19 protein-coding genes are annotated in these 25,473 nt (G+C 40.7%); 10 read left to right on the top strand and 9 right to left on the bottom strand.

Annotation, left to right across the window (positions count from 1 at the left end; translation table 11 throughout):
• Positions 1 to 126 precede the first annotated feature (126 nt).
• On the top strand, positions 127 to 2,766 hold the full coding sequence (gene ppc / locus PSF09_RS16825; RefSeq protein WP_272684197.1) for a phosphoenolpyruvate carboxylase: 2,640 nt from the start codon (positions 127 to 129) through the stop codon (positions 2,764 to 2,766).
• 72 nt (positions 2,767 to 2,838) lie between these two features.
• On the opposite strand, the gene gadC is transcribed toward ppc, so the two are convergent.
• The 5 genes from gadC to argE form a co-directional block, all read right to left on the bottom strand.
• On the bottom strand, positions 2,839 to 4,389 hold the full coding sequence (gene gadC, locus PSF09_RS16820) for a glutamate:gamma-aminobutyrate antiporter (protein ID WP_272684196.1): 1,551 nt from the start codon (positions 4,387 to 4,389) through the stop codon (positions 2,839 to 2,841).
• Between the two features lie 112 nt (positions 4,390 to 4,501).
• A complete protein-coding gene (locus tag PSF09_RS16815) occupies positions 4,502 to 5,902 on the bottom strand; it encodes a glutamate decarboxylase (protein ID WP_004907076.1) in 1,401 nt (466 codons plus the stop codon).
• A gap of 838 nt (positions 5,903 to 6,740) precedes the next feature.
• Complete coding sequence (locus PSF09_RS16810) at positions 6,741 to 8,168, bottom strand: hypothetical protein (RefSeq protein ID WP_272684195.1); 1,428 nt, start codon at positions 8,166 to 8,168, stop codon at positions 6,741 to 6,743.
• A 118-nt stretch (positions 8,169 to 8,286) separates the two neighbouring features.
• A complete protein-coding gene (metF, locus tag PSF09_RS16805; protein WP_272666564.1) occupies positions 8,287 to 9,171 on the bottom strand; it encodes a methylenetetrahydrofolate reductase in 885 nt (294 codons plus the stop codon).
• Positions 9,172 to 9,398: 227 nt separating this feature from the next.
• Positions 9,399 to 10,553, bottom strand: coding sequence for an acetylornithine deacetylase (gene argE, locus PSF09_RS16800; protein ID WP_272684194.1), 1,155 nt, complete (start codon positions 10,551 to 10,553; stop codon positions 9,399 to 9,401).
• Positions 10,554 to 10,655: 102 nt separating this feature from the next.
• Here argE and argC point away from each other — a divergent pair, with 102 nt between their 5' ends.
• The 4 genes from argC (at position 10,656) to argH (ending at position 15,171) form a co-directional block, all read left to right on the top strand.
• Positions 10,656 to 11,660, top strand: coding sequence for an N-acetyl-gamma-glutamyl-phosphate reductase (argC, locus tag PSF09_RS16795; protein ID WP_272684193.1), 1,005 nt, complete (start codon positions 10,656 to 10,658; stop codon positions 11,658 to 11,660).
• Positions 11,661 to 11,674: 14 nt separating this feature from the next.
• Positions 11,675 to 12,451, top strand: coding sequence for an acetylglutamate kinase (argB, locus tag PSF09_RS16790; protein ID WP_210840073.1), 777 nt, complete (start codon positions 11,675 to 11,677; stop codon positions 12,449 to 12,451).
• A gap of 44 nt (positions 12,452 to 12,495) precedes the next feature.
• Positions 12,496 to 13,716, top strand: coding sequence for an argininosuccinate synthase (locus PSF09_RS16785; RefSeq protein WP_210840072.1), 1,221 nt, complete (start codon positions 12,496 to 12,498; stop codon positions 13,714 to 13,716).
• 78 nt (positions 13,717 to 13,794) lie between these two features.
• Positions 13,795 to 15,171: an argininosuccinate lyase gene (gene argH / locus PSF09_RS16780; RefSeq protein WP_272666561.1), complete on the top strand. Its 1,377-nt coding sequence runs from the start codon at positions 13,795 to 13,797 to the stop codon at positions 15,169 to 15,171.
• A gap of 63 nt (positions 15,172 to 15,234) precedes the next feature.
• Here argH and PSF09_RS16775 read toward each other — a convergent pair whose 3' ends face one another.
• Both PSF09_RS16775 and PSF09_RS16770 read right to left on the bottom strand, forming a co-directional pair.
• A complete protein-coding gene (locus PSF09_RS16775; RefSeq protein ID WP_272666560.1) occupies positions 15,235 to 15,585 on the bottom strand; it encodes a hypothetical protein in 351 nt (116 codons plus the stop codon).
• A gap of 620 nt (positions 15,586 to 16,205) precedes the next feature.
• A complete protein-coding gene (locus PSF09_RS16770) occupies positions 16,206 to 16,559 on the bottom strand; it encodes a hypothetical protein (RefSeq protein ID WP_210840069.1) in 354 nt (117 codons plus the stop codon).
• A 628-nt stretch (positions 16,560 to 17,187) separates the two neighbouring features.
• Here PSF09_RS16770 and oxyR point away from each other — a divergent pair.
• The gene (oxyR, locus tag PSF09_RS16765) at positions 17,188 to 18,093 is read left to right on the top strand and encodes a DNA-binding transcriptional regulator OxyR (RefSeq protein ID WP_004907100.1); all 906 of its coding nucleotides are present in this window, start codon (positions 17,188 to 17,190) and stop codon (positions 18,091 to 18,093) included.
• Positions 18,094 to 18,166: 73 nt separating this feature from the next.
• On the opposite strand, the gene sthA is transcribed toward oxyR, so the two are convergent.
• On the bottom strand, positions 18,167 to 19,564 hold the full coding sequence (gene sthA / locus PSF09_RS16760; RefSeq protein ID WP_004907101.1) for a Si-specific NAD(P)(+) transhydrogenase: 1,398 nt from the start codon (positions 19,562 to 19,564) through the stop codon (positions 18,167 to 18,169).
• Positions 19,565 to 20,026: 462 nt separating this feature from the next.
• On the opposite strand from sthA, the gene fabR reads away from it, so the two are divergent.
• Positions 20,027 to 20,683: an HTH-type transcriptional repressor FabR gene (fabR, locus tag PSF09_RS16755; protein WP_004265350.1), complete on the top strand. Its 657-nt coding sequence runs from the start codon at positions 20,027 to 20,029 to the stop codon at positions 20,681 to 20,683.
• A 12-nt stretch (positions 20,684 to 20,695) separates the two neighbouring features.
• A complete protein-coding gene (locus PSF09_RS16750) occupies positions 20,696 to 21,085 on the top strand; it encodes a YijD family membrane protein (RefSeq protein WP_272684192.1) in 390 nt (129 codons plus the stop codon).
• Between the two features lie 80 nt (positions 21,086 to 21,165).
• On the opposite strand, the gene trmA is transcribed toward PSF09_RS16750, so the two are convergent.
• Positions 21,166 to 22,263: a tRNA (uridine(54)-C5)-methyltransferase TrmA gene (gene trmA / locus PSF09_RS16745; RefSeq protein ID WP_272666559.1), complete on the bottom strand. Its 1,098-nt coding sequence runs from the start codon at positions 22,261 to 22,263 to the stop codon at positions 21,166 to 21,168.
• 482 nt (positions 22,264 to 22,745) lie between these two features.
• Between trmA and btuB the strand changes: the two genes are divergently transcribed.
• Entirely contained in the window at positions 22,746 to 24,614 is a 1,869-nt protein-coding gene (gene btuB, locus PSF09_RS16740) for a TonB-dependent vitamin B12 receptor BtuB (RefSeq protein WP_272684191.1), read from the top strand.
• Positions 24,559 to 25,422, top strand: a complete 864-nt coding sequence (gene murI / locus PSF09_RS16735; protein ID WP_272666557.1) for a glutamate racemase — start codon at positions 24,559 to 24,561, stop codon at positions 25,420 to 25,422. The genes btuB and murI overlap by 56 nt, the downstream gene beginning before the upstream one ends.
• The last annotated feature ends 51 nt before the right edge of the window (positions 25,423 to 25,473 follow it).

The following is a 25,473-nucleotide window of genomic DNA, read 5'->3' as shown; positions in this document are numbered from 1 at the left end:
CCTGCATCACAAAACGACAACTCTAACGCAGCCGACTGAAATTTTGTTACAGGAAACTGGGTGCAGTCTGTTAACCGTGAACCGTGCGGGAATGCATTCTGCCAGAAGCACAAGGTCAGGAGTCTCATGAATCAGCAATATTCCGCAATGCGCAGTAATGTCAGTATGCTGGGTAAGCTACTCGGCGATACCATCAAGGAAGCCTTAGGTGAGGACATACTCGACAAAGTTGAGTCCATTCGTAAGCTTTCCAAATCTTCTCGTGCAGGTAATGAAGTTCAGCGCCAAAAATTGCTGATGACATTACAAAATCTTTCTAATGATGAATTGCTACCCGTTGCAAGGGCATTTAACCAATTCTTAAACCTGACAAACGTTGCTGAGCAATATCACAGCATTTCGCCTCACGGTGAAGCGGCAAGTAACCCTGTGGCATTGAAAAATCTGTTTAGCCGATTAAAAGGCAAAAACTTCACTGATGGTGATATCCAAAAAGCGGTTGAACAGCTTTCAATTGAGCTGGTTTTAACGGCTCACCCAACGGAAATTGCTCGCCGTACATTGATCCATAAATTGGTTGAGGTAAACAACTGCTTATCACAACTCGACCATGATGATATTGCAGATTATGAACGTAATAATATCATGCGCCGCTTACGCCAATTAGTGGCACAATCATGGCATACCGATGAAATTCGTAAAATTCGACCAACGCCCATTGATGAAGCAAAATGGGGATTTGCCGTTGTTGAAAATTCATTGTGGGAAGGGGTTCCCGCTTTCTTACGTGAATTTAATGAACAGTTGGAAGACTCAATCGGCGCGGTGTTACCCGTTGAAGCAAACCCAATCCGCTTTACTTCATGGATGGGGGGAGACCGAGACGGTAACCCGAACGTGACTGCGGATGTGACTCGTCAGGTGCTATTACTGAGCCGCTGGAAAGCGGCGGACTTATTCCTCAAAGATATCCAAGTGTTGGTTTCAGAGCTTTCAATGACAGAAGCAACCCCAGAGCTGCGTGCGCTAGCAGGGGGAGATGACGTTGATGAGCCTTATCGCCAAATTGCGAAAAATTTACGTAGCCAATTATTCTCGACATTAGAGTATTTAGAGCGCCGTGTTAAAGGCGAGCAAGTTTTACCACCAGCAGACTTATTGGTAGACAACGCCCAGTTATGGGACCCGTTATATGCATGTTATCAATCATTAATTGCCTGCAATATGAAAATCATTGCGAATGGGCAATTGCTTGACACATTGCGCCGTATTCGTAGCTTTGGTTTGCAATTGGTACGTATTGATGTGCGCCAAGAAAGCACTCGTCACACTGAAGCCATTGCAGAGCTAACTCAGTATTTAGGACTGGGTGATTACTCGCAGTGGTCAGAAGAGGAAAAACAACAATTTTTGCTGGCAGAGCTACAATCGTTACGCCCACTGATCCCTCAAGACTGGCAGCCAAGTGCAGAAACACAGGAAGTATTTGAAACTTGCCGTGTGATTGCGAAAGCCAAAAATGATTCTATCGCAGCTTACGTTATTTCAATGGCGAAAGTTCCGTCAGACGTGTTGGCGGTTAAATTGTTGCTGAAAGAGAATGGGGCGTCAGTCCGCTTGCCAGTAGCGCCACTATTCGAAACACTGGAAGATTTAAACAACGCTGAAAGTGTGATGACCAAGCTGTTAAGCATTGAGTGGTATCGTGACCTTATTGACGATCGCCAAATGGTGATGATTGGTTACTCCGATTCGGCTAAAGATGCAGGGGTAATGGCGGCGTCATGGGCGCAATATCGCGCACAAGATGCACTTATTAAGCTGTGCGAAAAAGAAGGTGTCACACTGACATTATTCCATGGGCGCGGCGGCACCATTGGCCGTGGTGGTGCACCTGCACATTCCGCATTACTTTCTCAACCACCAGGTAGCTTAAAAGGTGGGTTGCGGGTAACAGAACAAGGCGAGATGATCCGCTTTAAATTCGGCTTGCCGCAAGTCACAATTAGCAGCCTTGCCTTATACGCCAGTGCGATATTAGAAGCGAATCTTTTACCACCTCCAGAGCCAAAAGATGAGTGGAAGTCTGTGATGGATTCACTATCTGATGTGTCTTGCGCGATGTACCGTGATTATGTGCGTGAGCAACCAGATTTTGTTCCTTATTTCCGCGCTGCGACGCCTGAACTAGAGTTAGGTAAGTTACCGCTTGGGTCACGCCCTGCAAAACGCCGCCCAACGGGTGGCGTGGAAACGTTGCGTGCTATTCCATGGATCTTTGCATGGACGCAGAACCGTTTAATGCTTCCTGCATGGTTAGGCGCTGGCGCAGCGCTGAAACATGTCATTGAGAAAGAAGGCAAACAAGCTGTTCTTGATGAAATGTGGCAGCAGTGGCCATTCTTTAATACACGTATTGCGATGTTAGAAATGGTTTATGCAAAAGCAGACTTATGGCTGGCGGAATATTATGACCACCGATTAGTGGAAGAGCGCTTATGGCCATTAGGGCAAAAATTACGTGACCAGTTGTCTGAGGATATTAAAAGCGTATTGGCGGTTTCGAAAGACGAAGCGCTAATGGCGGATTTACCTTGGATAGCTGAATCCATCGCGTTACGTAATGTCTATACCGACCCATTAAACGTCTTACAAGCCGAGCTTCTACACCGTTCCCGCCAACAAGAGCACCCAGACTCACGTGTCGAGCAAGCCTTGATGGTAACGATTGCAGGGGTTGCTGCAGGTATGCGTAATACGGGTTAGTTTGTTGATTTTTAAAGTACTTGAATAATATGAGGGCTACCAAATGGTAGCCCTCATTATTTTTACAGGTTATTACGAATTGGATGAGCCATCATCTGGTTTATCATGATGAACCAAGTGATATGCAGAGCGGGCTCGAGGGTGAATAAAGAAATGGTTAGCTGGCGCATTGTGCGTTTTGATATGCACCATGGCGACATTCGTTTTCTTACCTTGTTTGCTATGGAAGGCATAAACCACAAAGGGGAGTAAGAAGATAATCACAAAGCTAACCGCAAGTAATGTCACATAGGTGTTATCACTCGCCCCCCCAGGTAAAGAACTCGGTGGGAAGAATGAAACAATAAAGGCTAAGATAGAAATAATGAAGCCAGCTAATGCGACAATAATTTTAACGCCTTTTCCTCCAGGAATATTAAATGCACGCTTTTTCTCTGGTTGTTTGCACACTAAATGCATGTAACCCAGAAATAGCATGAAATAGCTACATAAATAGATAACCACGGTTAAGGCGAGCGCAATAAGGAATGACATATTACCACCGCCCCCAGTATTGGTGAGGACAATAATTGCGACTGTCGTGATCAGTAATTGGGAAATTACCAGTGTTACCGGCACGCCATTTTTATTCACTTTGGCAAAGCTTTGCGGCAGAATGCCTTTTTGTGCCGCGACATACATGCCGCGGGATGGCCCCACAATCCAAGAAGCAATCTCAGCCAGCACACCAAGCAATAATAATGCAGCAATAATTCTTACGGCCCATTCAAGGGAGGAATTAAAGTGTGTGACAAGCACATTGAATGTCTGTACTACGCCAGCAGATAAATTAATCTCACTGTTTGGGATCACCGCTGCCACCGACAACCCACCAATTGAGCTTAAACAAATTGCTGCTATCATGAGTAAAAACATCGCAGCGGGGTAATCTCGGCCGGGGTTTTTCATCTCATTGACGTGGGTTGCGGATGCCTCAACACCCATATAACTCAAAATAAAGGCAACAAATACCACGAGTGTGCCAATTTTGGTGAAATCAGGAATAAAAGTTTCAGTACTAATTTCTATCGCTAATGGTGAGCCGCTAACTAAATAGCTGATTGCTAAAAAGACTAAAATTAGAGCTGGGAGCAAAATACCGGCGAAGAAACCGACTTTGGCAATGGTTGCCGTGTATTTGGTTCCACCAAATTGAGTGAAAGCCAATACCCAGAGAATAACAAGTGCCCCAATCGTTTTAGTGATAGGGTCTGTATTAAGTTCTGGCCAATTTAAAATATAAGACAGTGCCCCTAAGACGAAATACAGCATAGGAATAAAGCCAATTGCTATTTGTAAATAACCAAATGAAATGGCGGCAAATCCCCAGCGTTCGCCTAATGTATTGGAAACCCACGCAAATACACCACCTTCCTCCCAACCTTCCACGGTTGCCATTTCTGCGGCACACAAGGCGACAGGAATAAACCACAATAATCCTCCCAATAGCAGGAAAAATACTAAACTAAAGCCAGATGTCGCAAATGTTGGATATTCATAAACGGCCATCACCATCGATGCAGTAATGGCGAAAAAGCCAAGTAATGTGAGCTGCTTTGCGGCTGGAGCTGTCGTTGTTGCCATACGAGTTCTCCTCAAATCGATAAACAATCAGCCTTTGCTGGGCGGATTTCAGTAGGAGTCAAAGAACCTAAGGTTCTTTGACTCGTTAACAACACAATCATGAATAAAAGAATTAACTGTGATTAAAACCGCCGCCTTCTTCTTCTGTTAGCGGTTGATTGACGGGATGCTTATCGAAATATTCTAAGGTACGTTTGAAGTCATCAATCAGTAATGCCGCTAAATCTAAACTAACACCATGACGCACTAGAATACGTTGAATAACAAGGTCTTCACGGTTTGCTGGCATGGAATAAGCTGGAACTTGCCAGCCGCGACTGCGCAGTTTGTCTGCGATGTCATAGAGGGAATATTTGCTGGTGGTTGTGCCTTCTTTTAGTTTCCAGGCTAATGCCGGGATACCAGTTTGACTATCACCATCAAAAATCATTTCAAATGGCCCTAATTTTTCAATTTCACGGCTAAGATATTGTGCGGTTGCGTAGCAAGCGTTGTGGATTTTTGCATAGCCTTCGCGACCTAGTCTCAAGAAATTATAATATTGGGCAATGATTTGACCACCAGGACGAGAGAAATTGAGTGCGAATGTTGGCATGTTACCGCCTAAATAATTCACATTAAAAATCAATTCTTCTGGAAGGTCTTTGGCTTCACGCCAAATTACCCAGCCAGCACCTAATGGGGCTAAACCGAACTTATGACCTGATGCATTAATGGATTTTACGCGCGGTAAGCGGAAATCCCATTCTAAGTCTGGTGCACAGAATGGGGCTAAGAACCCACCACTCGCCCCATCCACATGGATAGGGATATCCAACCCAGTCTCTTTTTGCAGTTTATCGAGTGCATCATGTACGGCTTTGACGGGTTCATATTGGCAGGTAAATGTCACCCCAAGCGTTGGGACCACACCAATGGTATTTTCGTCGACGCGTTTGAGCACCTCTTCCGGTGTCATGATAAGGCGGTCGCCTTCAAGTGGAATTTCTCTCAGTTCAACATCAAAATAACGGGCAAATTTGTGCCAACAGATTTGAACTGGGCCACAAATTAAGTTGGGTTTATCAGTCGGTTTTCCTTTAGCGGCTTGTTTTTTGCGCCATTGCCATTTTAACGCAAGCCCACCAAGCATTGCAGCTTCTGAGGACCCGATAGTTGAACAACCAAGGGTATTTTCTGCATCTGGTGAGTTCCATAAATCCGCTAACATGTGTACGCAGCGGTTTTCAATTTCCGCCGTTTGTGGATATTCATCTTTGTCTATCATGTTTTTGTCGATAGACAAATCCATCAAATCACGAATTTCATCATCTACCCATGTTTGGCAGAATGTCGCTAAGTTTTGGCGTGAATTTCCATCTAACATTAATTCATCGCGTACTGCACTAAATACATTACGTGGTGCTTGTTCCTTCAATGGAAATTTGGTTTTTGGTAATGATTTGGATAATTCTAATGATGCGTAGACATCATCCATTCCATTGTGTTTTGAATTTAATGCATTATTACTCATGTCTTAATTCCTCAATGACCATGTGGTAATTAAATAGTATTAATTTTGAGCTCAATATTAAATATACGCTGACTTTTGAAAAATTCAAAAGCGTTCAAATAAAAAAGATAATTTAATGAAAAATGTCATAATTAGAAAGTAATAGTGGGGTGAATGATGGTTTGTGATTGTTTTTTTGATAGATAATTTTATCAAAGGGTGATTTGTGTTTATAAGATGATACTAAAAACTGCATAATTTAACTGAATTATTACATTTTTATGGTTTTTATTTCTATGAATTTAGCTTTTTAGTTATTTTTATTTGATTTTGCATAGGGCGATAATTGTAGAAGAAATACATGATTATTTGTGAGAATTTAATATTTCAGTAATGTTAAATTCTGTGGTTGATATTTAAGCGATAATTTTCATTATATTAAAAATTAATTTATACCATTAACCGTTAAATATATTTATTGCGGTAAGATAAACTTGAATATAGAAGATAATAACACTGATTTTATTATGGATACGTGGGTCGGGAAACTAATCAGTTTCGATATCGCGTCAATGTATTTTTGTAAAAAATAGAAGCTATTTTGTAAACAATAAATATAAATAGCCAGTTCCAGCTAATTGATGATCTTTATTTTTTAAGCTAATTAAAGTAGTGCGAGCTAACTAATAGCATATCATGAGCGACAAATCACATATGCTTTCTGAGCGTGTCGTAGGCACAATGAACGAAACAGATTCATGTATTGAAGTTATTTCAATATAGATAGGAGCAGCCATATACTAAGCCGTACGTACAGTGGTATGAAGGGACGGCGGGAGTGATCCCGCCTTCTGCTCGATTAGTGACTTTCTTTCCACTGATCCCATCTTTTCCATTCTTCTTTTGGCGTGATGAACTCACGAATTTTACCATTGGCTTTTAAGCTAGCAATTTTCTTATTAGTTGCCTCTTCTTGAGCTAATTGTTCTGGGGTTGGTGGAATATACTGGGCTGCATTTAAATAGGAAGCCCTGATGTCGCCATTAAGTTTGTAACCACTGATTTTAGAAACCATAGTATCTTTGGTTCCATGTTGTTCTGCATACTTGATTAAGCCATCAGCAACCTCCTCTTTCCATGGTTGCATGTCGTAGTAAGGCACGGCGCTTTTTAAGGATAAATACTCACTAAGTGACTGATCACCGCTCATCATGCCGGAATCAGCCAAGTACATGAAATCCTCAAAAATATTTTTAGGGAGGGATTCAGTTACAACAATATTAATTTGTCGGTTTCCAGTACCTTTAAGCTCAAAAAGTTTTTCTAATTTTCCTTGCTCTGTATCTGCAAGATATAATTGTGCTTTTGAAAATAACATTGGTGAATCAAATTTCCCTGCTTCTTTTTTTATCAGTATTTCTTGTAGGGCTGAGGAAACAGTTTCTTTACCGTCAAAGTAGTATTTTGTATGCCTATCAAATTCTTCTATATTGAAATCATCACGATAACAATTGGCTAGCTGGCGTATCACAATAATAAAATTTGTATCTTTATTATCATGCTGTGTTTCTACAAGTTTATTAGCAATGAACAATTGTGCACTATGCATGGGGAGTTTGGCTTGTCGGTACACAGGTTCAGCACTGAGATAGGCTAAATAGTGGTGGGTATCTTTTGCTAACGATAAATTATAACTATCCATTAAGTTGGATAACTCATATTTGAAACGGTGTTTAATATTATCTATTTGCTTCTGTTCTGTTGCTAAATAACCTATCCCATTATTTAACCCTAAGTTATAAGCGTGGATATTTTTAAACCCATTATGACGTAGGTGCTTTATACATTCTAGCCGTTTACTGTCTTGCGGACGGACATCCATTTCATCAAGGATCATTACTTTTTGTTTTTTAAAATCAAGGTGTTGACATAGCCACGTGATACAAAACTCAATTTGTTGAGGTTCCAGCGTGCTAATTGGAGTAATAATAAGTAATGGATTTCTCAATTGGTCAATTGAATTAAAAGTGGGGTCATTTAACGACAAATTACGACAGCCCATTTTTGCAATATTGTCAGCATTTATTGAAATGATGGATACCCTACAGCCATCATTTAAAGCAATGTTTGCGACTTTATTACCCAGTACTTTATCCCCACCTCCATTCATATAGGGATTAATAATCACGACATCCCGTTGTTCAAATGATCCAGTAGGGAATGCGGCTGTTTTAATCGAGGTGGATGGTGAAGTATTCACCGAAGAGATATTGGACTCAACTTTCATATTTAATACTCATTGTTGGAATTTTTCGATTTCAATGAGTTTAACTAAGTGGAATTAGGAAACTTTCATAAAGCAATGTCGTGATGTACTTTTAAAAATACATCACGACATTGAGGGGCTAAGGCCTAACGCCTAAAGTATGGCAGATAGCATAGGTGAGCTCAGAACGGTTCAATGTGTAAAAGTGGAAATCTTTTACACCTTCACGGCTAAGAATTTTAACCATGTCCATGGCAATGGATGCTCCAACAAGGTTTCGGCTTTCTGGGTCATTGTCTAACCCTTCGTACATTTTACTCATCCACGCAGGAATGCGTACGTTAGTCAGTTTGGCAAAACGCTCAAGTTGACGAAAGTTAGAGACCGGTAAGATCCCCGGTACAATTTCCACATCAATGCCAGTTGCGACACAACGGTCACGAAAACGTAAATAGCTTTCAACATCAAAGAAAAATTGAGTAATTGCACGGTTAGCACCCGCATCAATTTTCTTTTTTAAACTAATTAAATCGGCTTGAGCACTTTTGGCTTCAGGGTGGACTTCAGGGTAGGCAGCGACAGAAATATCAAAATCTGCCTCACCTTTTAGCAACTCAACCAAATCAACGGCATACATATCTGGTTTACGGCTGTTGTCAGGCAAATCACCACGCAGAGCAACAATATGACGAATACCATTATTCCAATAGTCACGGGCAATGGCTTTCAGTTCATCAGGGTTCGCATCAATACAAGTTAGGTGAGGGGCTGCAATTAAACCGGTTTTATCTTTAATATCTTTGATGATGCTGTGCGTTCTATCACGTTCACCGGAATTCGCACCATAAGTCACGGAGACAAATTTAGGTTTCAGGTTTTTGAGCCGATCGATGGATTTCCATAGCGTCTGCTCCATCTCTTCACTGCGAGGTGGGAAAAATTCAAATGAAACATTAATTTGGCCGTCTAACTCAGCTAAATTTTGATTTAGCGCTTCGCGCTGATTTGCGTGAAAAAAGCTCATACCCTGTAACCTCGCAATTTGCAGACTAACTATTTTTTGTACGTTATTATATCCATTTGTGCGTCTATACGTTTAGACGTCTAAAAGAAATTACCAGATCGGTATCAATAGTCAATACTTAAATTAAATTATGACGCTGAGGTTTTTTCAAAGGCAACAGGAAAATAATTCATGATAAAAAACGCGACTCTTTTCAGTGTCGCGCTTGAATCTATGGCTAGTCAGATTTATTCAGTGAAACAGAAGTGCTCAATCATTTGGCTAATTAATTGGCGAGTAGGCTCAATAAAGCGCATATCAATAAACTCATCAGGTTGATGTGCTTGCTCAATAGAACCAGGGCCAAGAACCAACGTTGGGCAGAGCTCTTGGATAAACGGTGCTTCAGTACAGTAATTCACGGTATCTGCTTTTTGCCCTAACAATTGCTCAATCACTGCGACCATTTTGTGGTCCGTTGGGCATTCATAGCCAGGGATCGGCGGATGCATGGATTCAACCGTCAAGCGGCCTGGCCAACGGGCACTAACCGGCTCAAGAGCTTCATTAAGTAGCTCATCTAAATCTTGCAAAGTTAGCCCAGGTAGCGGGCGAATATCCATATGTAATTCACAACAACCACAAATTCGGTTGGCTGCGTCACCACCATGAATATGACCAAAGTTCATCGTCGGGTAGGGAATGACAAATGCAGGGTTGTTAAATCGTTCTTTTAACGTATTTCGTAAGTCCATTAGGTGGGAAATAGACTCATGCATCAATTCAATTGCATTGACGCCACGTTCTGGGTCACTAGAGTGCCCCGATTGCCCAGTAATGCGGATAGCATTTGATAAATGCCCTTTGTGCGCGCGAATCGGTTGTAACGATGTTGGCTCGCCAATAATTGCAAAATCTGGTCTTAATGTTGTACTGGCTGCAAAATAACGCGCACCAGCCATCGATGTTTCTTCATCTGCTGTGGCTAATATATGCAGTGGGCGTTTGAGTTGAGTTAAATCCATATCGCGTAACGCATCAACAATAAAAGCAAAAAAGCCTTTCATATCTGCGGTTCCGAGCCCATATAACTTGCCGTCATACTCTGTCAGCTCAAATGGGTTTTTGCTCCAACGCCCATCATCAAAGGGTACGGTATCGGTATGGCCGCATAGCATCAGCCCTCCATTACCTTCGCCAATGGATGCAAGCAAATTATATTTATCACGCGTTTCCGGTACAGGTTGAATGTTGACCGAAAAACCTAACGTCTCCAGCCATCCACCGAGAAGTTCCACCAGAGCTTTATTGCTCTGATCCAAATGAGAATCAGTCGCACTAATCGACGGAATGGCAATTAATTGACGATAAATCTCAATAAATGCAGGTAATTTAATATTCACTGTTGACAGCCTTTATCCATAATAGTATCAATATTCATGCACTTTATTTGAATAAAAATACACATTAAACTGTTTGGGTCACGAGTACAAGGTAGAAAGCATATGTTGAACACACTCATTATCGGGGCCAGTGGCTATACTGGAGCAGAATTAGCCGCTTATTTGCAACGCCATCCGGAAGTTAATCTTCAAGGGCTGATGGTTTCGGCGCAAAGTGCGGATGCAAATAAACGTTTTTCTGATTTACACCCTCAGTATAAAGGCATCATCGACCTTCCCGTTCTGCCATTAACCGATGTCGCGGAAGCAGCGAAAGGTATTGATGTTGTTTTCCTTGCCACGGCACATGAAGTGAGCCATGACATTGCACCTCAGTTTCTTGAAGCGGGCTGCGTGGTGTTCGACTTATCCGGTGCTTATCGTGTTCAAGATCCTGCGTTTTATACGCAATACTATGGCTTTGAACATACAAATACTGAATGGCTAATGCAAGCAGTTTACGGTTTAGCAGAATGGCAGGCCGATAAAATTCGTCAAGCACAATTGATTGCAGTACCAGGGTGTTACCCAACGGTTTCCCAGTTAGCTCTTAAGCCATTGATTGAAGCAGATTTACTGGATGAAGCTATGTGGCCAGTCATTAATGCTACCAGTGGTGTCTCCGGAGCAGGCCGTAAAGCGTCAATGACCAACAGCTTTTGCGAAGTGAGTTTGCAACCTTATGGCCTCTTTACGCATCGCCATCAGCCAGAAATCGCGACTCACTTAGGAAGAGAGGTTATTTTTACACCACATTTGGGTAATTTCTCTCGAGGTATTCTGGCAACGATTACTTGCAAAGTAAAAACGGGTGTGACAGCAGAAAAAATCACACAAACGTTTAAAGATGCCTATCAAAATAAACCGTTAGTGCGGTTATATGAAAAAGGCGTTCCTGCATTGAAATCAGTAGTCGGTACGCCGTTTTGTGATATTGGCTATGTATTGAAAGGTGAACACCTGATTTTAGTAGGTACAGAAGATAACCTACTCAAAGGTGCAGCAGCACAAGCCGTTCAGTGCATGAATATTCGTTTTGGTTTTGCTGAAACTCAGTCTTTACTTTAAGAAGGATTAACCCCATGCAACCCTTAGTGATTAAATTGGGCGGAGTATTACTTGATAGCGTCGAGGCGCTTGAAAAATTATTTACAGCTATCCAAACCTATCGGCAAGCTCATCAACGCGAGTTGGTGATTGTGCATGGTGGTGGTTGTTTAGTTGATGAATTGATGCAAAAACTGCAATTACCCGTGGTTAAAAAGCAAGGGTTGCGTGTCACGCCAGCAGACCAAATCGATATTATTACGGGGGCATTAGCAGGCACCGCGAATAAAACATTATTGGCATGGGCAACGAAGTATCAACTTCCGGCAGTAGGTCTTTCTCTTGGTGATGGTCAAAGCGCCACGGTGACGCAACTAAACGAAGAATTAGGCCATGTCGGTAATGCTAAACCTGGTGATGCGAAATTATTGAAATTATTGTTGGGTGCGGGTTATTTACCCATTATCAGCTCTATTGGTATCACACCAGAAGGTGAGTTGATGAACGTGAATGCGGATCAAGCCGCAACGGCTATCGCCCAAGCATTAAATGCAGATCTGGTCTTATTGTCCGATGTGAGCGGTATTTTGGATGGTAAAGGCCAAAAAATTGATGAAATGACGACGCAAAAAGCGCAAAAGTTAATTGAACAGGGAATTATTACCGACGGAATGATTGTGAAGGTTAATGCAGCATTAGACGCTGCGGCAGCCTTGCAACGTTCTGTGGATATTGCAAGCTGGCGTCATGCAGAACAACTTCCCGAGCTGTTTAATGGAACCGCAATCGGAACACGGATCTTGGCATCATAAATGAGCCATGGAATAACAATATTAATTGAGCGGATAGGTACGTTATGAAAAAGGGCATTAAAAAGATTGTATTAGCATATTCAGGTGGTCTGGATACATCAGCAATTATTCCATGGCTAAAAGAAAACTATGATGGTTGCGAAGTCGTGGCCTTCGTTGCGGATGTGGGTCAAGACCGTGAAGATTTAGTGGGCGTAGAGAAAAAAGCCCTGCAATCAGGTGCATCTGAATGCTACGTAGTTGATTTACGCGAAGAGTTCATCAAAGAGTATATTTACCCTGTATTAAAAACAGGTGCATTATATGAAGGCAGCTATTTATTAGGTACGTCAATGGCTCGCCCAATTATTGCTAAAGCTCAAGTCGAAATTGCCTTAAAAGTGGGGGCAGATGCTGTTGCCCATGGCGCAACAGGTAAAGGTAATGACCAAGTGCGTTTCGAAAGCACTTATACGGCATTAGCACCACAGTTACAAGTCGTTGCACCATGGCGTGAGTGGGACTTACGTTCCCGTGAAGCGCTGCTTGATTACCTGAAAGAACGTAATATTCCAACAACAGCCAGCTTAGAAAAAATCTATAGTCGTGATGAAAACGCATGGCACATTTCTACTGAAGGTGGCGTATTAGAAAGCACATGGAATGCGGCAAACCAAGATTGTTGGGTATGGACTGTCGACCCACAAGATGCACCGGATGAAGCTGAACTGGTTACCGTTGGTGTTAAACACGGCGAAGTCGTTTCGGTGAATGGGCAAGTATTGTCCCCACTCGGTTGTTTAGAAACATTAAATACTTTAGGTGCAAAACACGGTGTGGGCCGTATCGACATCGTTGAAAACCGTTTAGTGGGTATGAAATCCCGTGGTTGTTATGAAACCCCAGGCGGCACCATTATGATGGCTGCTCTGCGTGGTATTGAACAACTGGTTCTTGACCGTGACAGCTACAAATGGCGTGAGCAACTTGGTTTAGAAATGTCATATGTGGTTTATGATGGGCGTTGGTTTGCGCCATTACGTCACTCGCTACAAGCAGCTGCTGAATCATTAGCGCAAGATGTGACAGGTGAAGTTGTTCTGAAATTATATAAAGGGCAAGTGACTGCGATTCAGAAAAAAGCGGATAAGAGCTTGTATTCAGAAGAGTTTGCCACATTCGGTGAAGATGAAGTTTATGATCACAGCCATGCAGGTGGGTTTATTCGTCTTTACTCGCTATCTTCACGTATCCGTGCGCTGAAAGAACAAAACAAAGCGAAATAAATCAAATTGTAGTCCCCCGATAGCCAAGACCGCTATCGGGGTTAAAAACTTATTTTATCAATCAGGTAGGGATTCGTTATGGCACTTTGGGGTGGACGTTTTAGTCAGCAAGCAGATCAACGGTTTAAACAGTTTAATGATTCACTGCGTTTCGATTATCGCTTGGCGCAACAAGATATTATCGGCTCAGTCGCATGGTCAAAATCACTGGTGACCGTAGGTGTATTGTCTGATAGCGAACAACAAACTTTAGAACAAGCGCTAAATGCCTTACTTAAAGAAGTACAAGATAACCCTGAAATTATCCTGCAAAGTGACGCAGAAGATATTCATAGCTGGGTTGAAGGTCAACTGATTGATAAAGTCGGTGATTTAGGTAAAAAATTACATACAGGCCGTAGCCGTAACGACCAAGTCGCAACAGATTTAAAATTGTGGTGTAAAGACCAAGTTGCATTGCTACTTGAAGCGGTAACAGAGCTACAAAAAGCACTGGTACTGACGGCAGAAGATAATCAAGACGCTGTGATGCCCGGTTATACGCATTTACAGCGTGCTCAACCGGTGACGTTTGCACATTGGTGCTTAGCTTACAGTGAAATGTTAGCGCGTGATGAAAGCCGCTTAAAAGATACACTAAAACGTTTAGATGTCAGTCCATTAGGGTGCGGAGCATTGGCAGGCACGGCTTATGATATCGACCGTGAGCAGCTGGCATCATGGTTAGGTTTTGCTTCTGCAACACGTAATAGCTTGGATACAGTATCAGACAGAGATCACGTCCTTGAATTATTATCGAATGCAAGTATCGGTATGGTTCATTTATCCCGTTTTGCTGAAGATTTAATTTTCTTTAATAGTGGTGAAGCTGGTTTTGTCGAGTTATCAGACAAAGTGACATCAGGTTCATCATTAATGCCACAAAAGAAAAACCCTGATGCATTGGAATTAATCCGTGGAAAATGTGGCCGTGTCCAAGGGGCGTTAACAGGTATGATGATGACCCTTAAAGGGTTGCCGCTTGCGTATAACAAAGATATGCAAGAAGACAAAGAAGGGTTATTCGACGCATTAGATACTTGGTTAGATTGCATGCATATGGCAGCGTTAGTGCTTGATGGTATTCAAATTCGTCGTAGCCGTTGTGAAGATGCGGCGAAACAAGGTTACGCCAATGCAACTGAGCTTGCTGATTACCTCGTTGCTAAAGGTGTTCCATTCCGCGAAGCGCATCATATCGTGGGCGAAGCGGTTGTTGCAGCGATTGGGCAAGGTAAAGCTTTAGAAGAAATGGCTCTCAGTGATTTGCAAAAATTCAGTGACACTATTCAGTTGGATGTCTATGAAATTTTATCGCTACAATCTTGTTTAGATAAGCGGTTAGCAAAAGGTGGGGTGTCTCAGAAGCAAGTGGCAAGTGCTATTGTGGAAGCAAAAAAACGATTAGAGCTGTGATTAGTTGTAGAAGAAAAAATGGGGGGTAGCATGACTACCCCGATTCCCATAACGCGTTTGTTTTTAAATATATTTAATGGTTAGCATTCCGAGTTGTTTTTCTTCATTCACCCAGTTATATGAATACTCTCCTCTACCTTCATTGATTACCTTCCAGCCTTGAGTATTTGCAACATCATTCAAGTTAATTTTACTAGCAACCATATCAGATTGATTATTTAAGCAATTCAATGTGACATGTTTGTCGGTCACTTCATTAAAGCAAGGCGGAAATACGACTGCACCAGAGAAATGAATAACCCCATTTTGTTGGTCATTACTTGCATAAGCATGAATAGATGCGGTTGTAACGAACAATAATGCGCAAAGTGAACGAAGGCCAAATTTTTGAGTTTTTGTTAATAAATTTTTCATAATAGTATCCCGTCATTGATTTTTGATTAATCAACTTGCTGTATGTTTAAATTAGATTTGTGTGCTCTTAAATAAGAATAATAATAATGAACTGATATTCCCTGGTGTTTTTGACGAGGGAATTATAAATTGAAAAACACTATTTAGGTGTAAAATTAAAAAAGGAAATGTTTAAAAATATAAAGAAAATAAAATTACACCCATTGTGATTTAAAGTTATCTCTCCGCATCTTGCTGGGTAATAAAACTGATAGTGTTATCATTTGTAGTGTTTTGTTTCTTTATTTTCGTTGAATGTTAGGTTTTTATGGTTGAATTCTCTAGTGGTTTTCTGTTGTCATCAATCTGTAATAATAATTAAAATAAAATTTAACAAAATTAGGCTGCAATTTACATTTACTTTTATATAAAAACTTACAAACTTTAATAAAAAGTGAAAGTAAATATAACAAAATGTTTCTTTTATTTTACTTTAATATAATGATTAACATGTGGCGTGATATTAATGGGAGTTATTCATCAGTTGAAGAATGTATATATTATTACTAAGTTTTATTAACGCGTATTAAGTGTAATAAAAAGGGCTCTTAAGAGCCCTAATAGAACCTGTAGTGAGGCAATTATTGATACTGCACTTTAATTAGTCCGGTTTTGTTCGAACTATCTAGCCATTTAAATTGATAGTTTCCGAGTTGATTAGAGAGTTCTATGCTTTTTGTTGTACGACTTAATCTATGAATATCAACATACTCTGTTTTCATCTTTGATTGTTCATCTAGACATCCAACACGTAAATGTGATGATGCTTCATGGGACATTAAGCAGGGAGCGTTAACAACATTACCGGTGAAGGTAATAACTCCTGAATGCTCTTTGGCTAATGAATTCGCATTAAGTGAAATAAATAATGTTATAAAGAATAACAATAAAGATTTAATCTGTGAGTTAAAACAAGACGATATCGATGCGTTCATAGTGTTTTCTCCTGTTTTAAGGGAGTGTTGAATAAAACATTAATTTTGAGCGCGTTAGTGAATGATTATTTATTGTTTTGATTTCTTTATAAAAATTACTTCTTGTTTCCTTATCTTTATAATTAATTTTTGTATAAATTAATGAATTCACAACTGCTTAAATGTGACTGAATGTATATTAAACGCTAATATTTTAATTATTTTAGTGACATTAACTGAATGTTAAGATTAAGTTAATTTTATTGGTTGTGTGATTTAATGACAAAAATAGTCTATATTTTTTGAGGAGAATGTTGGGATTTTACTTGGCAACGTTAAGATGTAACTTATTGAAAGTTTATTCTAAAAAAACACAGTTAATGATTTTATTAAGAATGTTATATTGAAACGCTAATGGTAAATGAATTTAATTATTAATTAACTATTCTCTCTTTTGAAGAGTCACGAATGAGATACATTTTGTTTCTAAATATTACATTTTGTTTCATTATATTGCGTGTATCCTTCAAAAAATGAGGCTTCCCCCCTATTTTTCAATTTATCAATAGATAAAACAAAACAATATCGATATAGTGATTGGTATTATCTATCTTTGGTTTGACAGAGAATTCACGAAAGGAAAAGAAATATGAATATTCGAGATTTAGAGTACCTTGTCGCACTCGCCGAACATAAACACTTTAGACGTGCCGCGGATTCTTGTCATGTTAGCCAACCCACTCTTAGTGGCCAAATTCGTAAATTAGAAGAAGAACTTGGCGTGATGTTGTTAGAAAGAACTAGCCGTAAAGTTCTTTTTACTCAACAAGGTTTGTTATTGGTTGAACAAGCCCGTACTATTTTGCGTGAAATTAAAGTATTACAAGAAATGGCAGCCCTCCAAGGGGAAAGCATGTCAGGACCATTACATATTGGTTTAATTCCAACGGTTGCGCCGTATCTATTACCTCATATTATTCCGCAATTGCACCAAGCTCATCCTAAATTAGAAATCTATTTGCATGAAGCGCAAACTCAGCAATTATTAGCTCAGTTAGACAGTGGTAAATTAGATTGCGCTATTTTAGCGGAAGTAAAAGAAACGGACCCTTTCATTGTTGTTCCTTTATTTGAAGAACCGATGAAATTGGCTATTTACGAGAGTCACCCATGGCATGATCGTGATACGATTGAAATGAGTGAATTGTCAGGTGAAAAACTATTAATGTTAGAAGATGGCCACTGTTTACGTGACCAAGCAATGGGCTTTTGCTTCCAAGCAGGGGCTAAAGAAGATACACATTTCAGGGCAACAAGCTTAGAAACGTTAAGAAATATGGTGGCAGCAGGGAGTGGAATTACACTTTTACCTGATTTATCGGTGCCAAATGAGGTTTGTCGTGATGGGGTATGTTATTTAAATTGCATTGAACCTGAACCGAAACGAACCATTGTATTAGTTTATCGCCCGGGTTCACCGTTACGTGGGCGTTATGAACAATTAGCGGAGACCATCTATAACTCAATGGATAACTATTATAAAAATAGAGTTTAGGGTTAAGCTACCAATATTATTTTTTAGTTGATGATGGTTGCCAAATTTTTGGCAACCATAAATCACAGAATAATTAAAAGAGTCGATTTAAACCATTCAAAGCTGCAACACGGAAAGCTTCCGCCATCGTCGGGTAATTGAACGTCGTATTGACGAAATATTCGATAGTATTACCTTCACCTTTTTGTTCCATGATAGCTTGGCCGATATGGATAATTTCAGCCGCTCTCTCACCGAAACAGTGAATACCTAATATCTGTAATGTTTCTCTATGGAATAATATTTTCAAACTACCGACATTCATACCTGCGATTTGTGCACGTGCTAAATGTTTAAACTGTGCTCGGCCAACTTCATAAGGCACTTTCATTGCGGTCAGTTCTTGTTCTGTTTTACCAACTGAACTAATTTCAGGAATGGTATAAATCCCTGTTGGAATATCTTCCACTAAATGCGCATTACCTAAACTACCCCCAATGGCTCGGGCTGCAATTCGGCCCTGGTCATAAGCTGCAGAGGCCAAACTTGGGTAGCCAATGACATCACCAACAGCATAAATATGTTCATTAGTGGTGCGATACGCTTTATTGACTTTAACTAAACCGCGACCATCTGCTTCGATCCCGACATTAGCCAGACCTAAGCTGTCAGTGTTACCGGTTCTTCCGTTCGCATACAGTAAACAGTCCGCCTTGACTTTTTTACCTGACTTCAGGTGAACAATAACACCGTCTTCAACCCCTTCGATTTTTTCATATTCTTCATTATGGCGAATAACAACACCACTATTCCAAAAATGATACGACAAGGCATCTGACATTTCTTGGTCAAGAAAGGCCAAGAGATGATCACGGGTGTTGATTAAGTCAACTTTAACCCCTAATCCACGAAAAATAGATGCATATTCACAGCCAATAACACCTGCACCATAAATAATCACATGGCGAGGCTCATGGGTCAGGTTGAGAATAGTATCACTGTTGTAGATCCGAGAATGGTTGAAATCAACGTCAGAAGGGCAGTATGGACGAGAGCCAGTGGCTATTACGATTTTATCTGCACTTAAAACATCACAACTTCCATCCGCGTAGCGGACACTGATATGTTGTTCATCGATAAAGGTGGCTTCACCCGAAAACATTTGGCAACCATTACGTTCGTAAAATCCTTGGCGCATGCGCGTTTGTTGGCTAATTACCGTTTCAGCATGTCGCAGAATTTCAGAGAAAGAGGAGCTTAAGCTACGGGAGTTATCACTATAAAGAGGGTTTTGGTTGAATTCGATAATACGGCTAACAGCATGACGGAGGGCTTTTGAGGGAATGGTTCCCCAGTGGGTACAGCCTCCGCCGACATTATTATAACGTTCTATAACAGCAACGTTTTTTCCTTGTTTCACTAGCCCCATGGCGGCGCCTTCACCACCAGGACCGGAACCAATGACTATTGCATCAAAATGGGTAAGTTGCATGAGGTAAGACCTGCTCTAAAACAAAATGACAACAAGATGTTATCATTAGTTGGTTATTTCACCTAATTTCCTCGCCGTCTTTCAAATTGATATAGCGTTGGCGACATTTGCTTACCCTAGTCACATACTTATATATGCTTTCAGAAATTCGCTTGTTTTGCCGCCTTATCTCAATTTGAAATTCTTAGGCGAAAATATTTTAGTTCAAGAGCCTCAGAAAAATACCTAAATATAATTCATAGATTCATAAAGTAGGGATTTGCTGAAGTATTGTTTAGTGAAAGGTTGGTAGTATATCAGCGTTAAAAAACTAATTGAAAAAAGGCTAAGTTAAATTCTGAAAATGAGTAAATTGCAGCGATAGTCGCTTTTTCTCCAAAACAGTTTAATTATTTTCAGGTATGCTAGGCGAAGAGTAATACTTATTACATTGACCTTCCATGATAAGAAATTAGGATCACCGTGAGCAACACAATTGGCGTTAGAGCAAAACAAAAAGAAAAAACTCGGCGTTCACTCGTCGAAGCCGCATTTAGCCAATTAAGCGCTGAGCGGAGCTTTACTAGCCTCAGTTTACGGGAAGTTGCACGTGAAGCTGGGATTGCACCAACTTCATTTTACCGTCATTTTAAGGACGTTGATGAACTCGGGCTGACGATGGTTGACGAAAGTGGTTTGATGTTACGCCAGTTAATGCGCCAAGCAAGACAGCGTATTGCAAAAGGCGGGAGTGTGATCCGTACATCAGTCTCAACTTTTATGGAGTTTATTGGTAATAACCCTAATGCCTTTAGGTTATTATTGCGGGAGCGTTCGGGAACATCTGCGGAGTTTCGTGCAGCTGTCGCTCGGGAAATTCAACATTTTATTGCGGAATTGGCCGATTACCTTGAACTTGAAAGCCGTATGCCTCGCCATTTTACAGAAATGCAAGCCGAGGCCATGGTAACGATTGTCTTTAGCGCAGGTGCGGAAGCGCTAGACATTGATGAAGAAAAACGCAGAAATCTCGAAGAACGGCTGGTATTACAGTTAAGAATGATCGCGAAAGGCGCCTACTACTGGTACCGCCGGGAACAGGAAAAACAAAATCAAACTGACCCAGACCTTACTAAATAATAAGGAGAATCAATGACGGATCAAAAAAGTTATGAAAGAAGCACATTATTGCTAGCCTTTGTGATTGGCCTTGCAACCCATGGGACGTTTTCAACGCTGTTTAACTCGTTGGTCGACTTTTCATTTTTTCCAATTTTAACCCTAATATTGGCTGCGTATTGTTTACACCAGCGCTATTTACATCAAGCCATGCCGATGGGGTTGCCAAAATTTGTTGCTGGTAGTTTTTTTATTGGTCTATTTGGTTATTCCGCGATTTTACGCGTTCAAAACCCTGAAATAGGCTCTAACTTTATCCCAGCAACCTTTATTGTCATTATCGCATTGTGGATGTATTCAAGCTGGAAAGCACGTAAGAAAGAAAAAGCGGAGCTGGCACTTGAGCAAGAAGTCGAAAACTAAGTTTAGACGACTTTTCTACTAAATAAGACGCCGCAGTAAAATGCGGCGTTTTTGTTTTTAATAACCGAGTTTTCAGCCAACTAATAGCGGTTCAGTAATACCCCACTTTCCATATGATGGGTATAAGGGAATTGGTCGAATAAGGCTAATTTCTCTATTTTATGCGTTTTAGTCAGCTCAACTAAGTTATCGCATAGCGTTTCTGGGTTACATGAAATATATAGGATATGGTCATAACCCTGAACTAGCTTCACTGTTTCTGCATCTAAACCACTGCGAGGCGGGTCAACGAAAATGGTATTGCACTGGTAGTCTGCTAAAGAAATACCCTCTAGGCGCCTAAATTCACGAGCACCTTGCATGGCTTGGGTAAAATCCTCTGCAGACATACGAATAATTTGTACATTTTCAATATTATTGGCTTCGATATTATATTGAGCCGCAGCCACGGAAGGTTTTGCAATTTCAGTGGCTAATACGCGTTCGAAATTTTGCGCTAATGCCAATGAAAAGTTTCCATTTCCGCAGTAAAGTTCTAATAAATCCCCCGTCGAATTTTGTGTTGCCCCAATTGCCCATTCCAACATTTTGATATTGACCTGTGCATTAGGTTGCGTAAAGCTATTTTCGACTTGGCGATAAATCATATTTTTACCCATTACCGGTAATATTTCATCCACATAATCATTGTCTAACATGATTTTTGTTTTTGACGCCCGGCCAATCAACTGCACATCAAAGCCTTGTTCAACTAAAACGGCTTTTAAGGCTTTTGCCTCAGTAACCCACTCTTCACTGAGTTTTTTATGGTAAAGCAGCGAAACAATCAGCTTATTACTTAGTGTTGATAAATAGTCAATTTGAAATAATTTATGACGCAGTAATTCATTTTGCTTAATTAACGGCAATAACGCTGCCATCATGTCATTAATTAACTGACTTGCGACAGGGAACTGATCAACACGGATCCTTTCTTTAGTTTCCTTATCAAACATAATATGAAATAAATCGTCATTATCGTGCCAGACGCGAAATTCGGCGCGCATCCGGTAATGCGACTTTGGTGATGAAAAAATTTCAGGTTCAGGGGCGTTAAAAGGAGCCATCATCGCCTTTAAACGATCCGTTTTTTCTACGAGCTGTTGTTCGTAGTCTTCAGTGTGCGAGGTGTTTGGCATGTTTGGCTCCATAAAACAGTAATAAATTCGTATCAGGAGCGAAATTGTAGGGAATGCGGCGAAGATGTCCAGTTTTCATTATCCATCCATAGACACTCATAACTATTCAACTTACGATAATAGGCTGTGGTTTAGGGAACTTGGTGTAAATCCAAGACTGACGCGCAACGGTAATTAAGGTATCCCCGTCATTCTTCAAGCTACATGGGTGTTGGCATCGCTCAGCTACCCTAGTCACATACTTCAGTATGCTCCTAGGGATATCTTCGCTTGCCGCCTACATGTTACTTGAGTTATTTAGGGGATATAACAGGTCGAATTTTCATTTTATATATCGTTTTTATTTCATATATAGAAACCCAACTTGTTACTTTATAAGTCCGATACCTGCCACGCTTCCAATCGCTTCGTTGAATATCTGCGCGAATCTATATTCAACCTCGCGGAACGTTAATTGAATTGATTTTCCGAGTGTAATCATAATGAATAATAAAAAGTCGCTGCCGTTATCGGCCGCTGCGCTGGCTGTATTCTGTGCTACTTCTTCTTTGGCAAGTGCAAATAATAAAACTGACCAAGTGGTCGTGTCTGCTAACCGCTTTGAACAACCTATTTCTTCTATATTAGCGCCAGTGACGGTGGTCACTCGTGAAGATATCGATCATTGGCAATCCAATACTGTGATAGATGTATTAAGACGCTTACCGGGAGTGGATATTGCGCAAAACGGGGGAATGGGTCAACAAAGCTCCTTATTTATACGTGGCACAGAGTCACGCCATGTTTTAGTGCTGATTGATGGTGTTCGTTTGAATCAAGCGGGTATTTCTGGCTCTTCTGATATGAGCCAAATTCCTATCTCACTGGTACAACGTATCGAATATATTCGCGGCGCCCGTTCAGCAGTTTATGGTTCTGATGCCGTTGGCGGTGTAGTGAATATTATTACGCGCCGTGATAACGATGGCACAACTTTAAATGCAGGTATTGGCTCACACAGTTATCAAAACTATAACGGTTCGACTCAGCAAAAGTTTGGTGAGAATACAACGGTAACTGCCGCTGCGGCTTATACTCATACCAAAGGGTTTGATATTGAAGCCAGAGGAAATACAGGCGGGGGCCCTCAACCCGATAAAGATGGTTTTTTGAATAAAACGTTATGGTTAGGTGTTGAGCATCAATTTTCTTCCGATCTTTCTGCTTATGCACGCGCTTATGGTTATGACAATCGTACGAGTTATGACGGTACACCAGCAGACACTCGTAAGCTATACAGCAGAACATATGAGTCTGGGTTGAAATATGCGAATGGTAAGTACTCTACAAGTTTACTTGGGAGCTATAGCCATATGAAAGATTATAACTACAACTATCATAATGGGCGGTATGGTAGCGGTTCTGTAATTGATGAATCAGACCAATATAACTTTCAATGGGGTAATAGCTATAGGTTAGAAAAAGGAAATATCAGTGCCGGAGTCGATTATCAACGTCAAAGTATCGAGCCCGGTGGTTATACGATGACAAGCAAAAAAGAAACCGTCAATAACGCAGGTATTTATCTTACAGGACAATATGCACTCATCGACTCTGTCAGTGCGGAAGGGGCAGTACGTTCAGATCACTATTCTGAATTTAACTGGCACACGACATGGCAATCAGGTTTAAGTTGGGAATTTTATGATGGATATAAGATAATCGGCTCTTATGCTACAGCGTATAAAGCCCCTAATTTAGGTCAGCTTTATACAGATAATGTTGCTTGGAACATCAAAGGAAATCCAAATTTAAAGCCAGAAGAAAGTAAACAGTGGGAAATTGGTTTAGAAGGCGAAACAGGGTTATTATTTTGGCAATTAACTGGGTATGAAAACGAGATAACTAATCTGATTGATTTCACTACGGATCCAGTGACTTATGCTAGTTCTTATAACAATATTGGCAAGGCAAAGATTAAAGGTGTCGAGTGGAATGGTGAATTACAAACAGGCCTATTTAGCCATCAACTCACGTTACAGTATCTAGACCCAAGAAATGAAAAAACAAATAAAGTGCTTAATCGTAGAGCAAAACAACAAGTCAAATACCAGCTAGATTGGAATATTGCTGCGGTAGATATGGGGCTGACTTACCAATATATAGGCAGTCGCTATGATATCAATGAAACTTATCAACGCACTAAAGTTGGTGGAGTAAGCCTCTGGGATCTCACAGCTGCATATCCAATCACTTCACATCTCACAATTCGTGGTAAAATAGCTAATATGTTCGATAAAGACTATGAGACCGCGTATGGTTATCGCACCGCTGGAAGAGAATATTTCCTTACAGGAAGCTACAACTTCTGATAACACCCTATCTGTTCGCCCGACCATTCTAGTATTTGATTCTGGAGTGGGCGGGTTATCTGTTTACCGTGAAGTCAAAAAAATGATCCCGAATGCCCACTATATCTATGCATTCGACAATGAAGCCTTCCCTTATGGCGAAAAAAGTGAAGAGTTTATTATTGATAGGGTCTATCAAATCGTAAATGATATTGCTGCAAAGCATCCTTTAACTATTGTGATTATTGCGTGTAATACTGCAAGTACGGTCAGCCTCCCTAATTTGAGAGCACATTTTACGTTCCCAGTTGTTGGGGTTGTTCCAGCTATTAAACCCGCAACCAAGTTAACGCGTAATGGCGTGGTGGGTTTATTGGCGACGAAAGGCACTGTAAACCGCGAATACACCAAAGAGCTGATCGAACGGTTTGCTACAGACTGCAAAGTCATTTCATTGGGCTCTGCGGAACTCGTTCAACTCGCAGAAAGAAAACTGCATGGGGAAAGCTTACCATTAGATGAAGTCGCTCAAGCCGTCAGACCATGGATCCGCATGCCTGAACCGCCTGATACCGTTATTTTAGGTTGCACCCATTTTCCTTTATTAATAGAAGAGCTCGAAAAAGTGCTACCAGATGGAACTCGATTCATTGATTCAGGTTCTGCAATCGCCAGAAGAACTATTTGGCTCATTAATAATCAAGCTGAAATCATCAATTCAGATGAGGAAAACTTCGCATATTGCTTATTAATGGATGACAACGTAAAAGGGTTACAACCAGTTCTCGAAGCCGAAGGGTTCAAAACGCTGCAAAAACTAGCTATTTAAGTTAAATTTGATGGAAAGCTGAGCGAACGAAAAAAAATATGAAAAAAAGGG

Origin of the sequence: Providencia sp. PROV141 (assembly GCF_028481645.1) — a bacterium.
Classification (GTDB): Bacteria; Pseudomonadota; Gammaproteobacteria; order Enterobacterales; family Enterobacteriaceae; genus Providencia; species Providencia rettgeri.
The sequence above is the reverse complement of the archived record's forward strand: the minus strand, read 5'-3'. Positions and strand labels throughout refer to the sequence as shown.

Excerpts from the sequence above, each read along its gene's own strand:
- argB (WP_210840073.1), top strand. The coding sequence starts at position 11,675 with ATGCAACCCTTAGTGATTAAATTGGGCGGAGTATTACTTGATAGCGTC.
- oxyR (WP_004907100.1), top strand. The coding sequence starts at position 17,188 with ATGAATATTCGAGATTTAGAGTACCTTGTCGCACTCGCCGAACATAAA.
- metF (WP_272666564.1), bottom strand. The coding sequence starts at position 9,171 with ATGAGCTTTTTTCACGCAAATCAGCGCGAAGCGCTAAATCAAAATTTA.
- btuB (WP_272684191.1), top strand. The coding sequence starts at position 22,746 with ATGAATAATAAAAAGTCGCTGCCGTTATCGGCCGCTGCGCTGGCTGTA.
- sthA (WP_004907101.1), bottom strand. The coding sequence starts at position 19,564 with ATGCAACTTACCCATTTTGATGCAATAGTCATTGGTTCCGGTCCTGGT.
- PSF09_RS16750 (WP_272684192.1), top strand. The coding sequence starts at position 20,696 with ATGACGGATCAAAAAAGTTATGAAAGAAGCACATTATTGCTAGCCTTT.
- gadC (WP_272684196.1), bottom strand. The coding sequence starts at position 4,389 with ATGGCAACAACGACAGCTCCAGCCGCAAAGCAGCTCACATTACTTGGC.
- argH (WP_272666561.1), top strand. The coding sequence starts at position 13,795 with ATGGCACTTTGGGGTGGACGTTTTAGTCAGCAAGCAGATCAACGGTTT.
- PSF09_RS16775 (WP_272666560.1), bottom strand. The coding sequence starts at position 15,585 with ATGAAAAATTTATTAACAAAAACTCAAAAATTTGGCCTTCGTTCACTT.
- trmA (WP_272666559.1), bottom strand. The coding sequence starts at position 22,263 with ATGCCAAACACCTCGCACACTGAAGACTACGAACAACAGCTCGTAGAA.
- PSF09_RS16810 (WP_272684195.1), bottom strand. The coding sequence starts at position 8,168 with ATGAAAGTTGAGTCCAATATCTCTTCGGTGAATACTTCACCATCCACC.
- murI (WP_272666557.1), top strand. The coding sequence starts at position 24,559 with ATGGTTATCGCACCGCTGGAAGAGAATATTTCCTTACAGGAAGCTACA.
- PSF09_RS16815 (WP_004907076.1), bottom strand. The coding sequence starts at position 5,902 with ATGAGTAATAATGCATTAAATTCAAAACACAATGGAATGGATGATGTC.
- PSF09_RS16785 (WP_210840072.1), top strand. The coding sequence starts at position 12,496 with ATGAAAAAGGGCATTAAAAAGATTGTATTAGCATATTCAGGTGGTCTG.
- PSF09_RS16770 (WP_210840069.1), bottom strand. The coding sequence starts at position 16,559 with ATGAACGCATCGATATCGTCTTGTTTTAACTCACAGATTAAATCTTTA.
- ppc (WP_272684197.1), top strand. The coding sequence starts at position 127 with ATGAATCAGCAATATTCCGCAATGCGCAGTAATGTCAGTATGCTGGGT.
- argC (WP_272684193.1), top strand. The coding sequence starts at position 10,656 with ATGTTGAACACACTCATTATCGGGGCCAGTGGCTATACTGGAGCAGAA.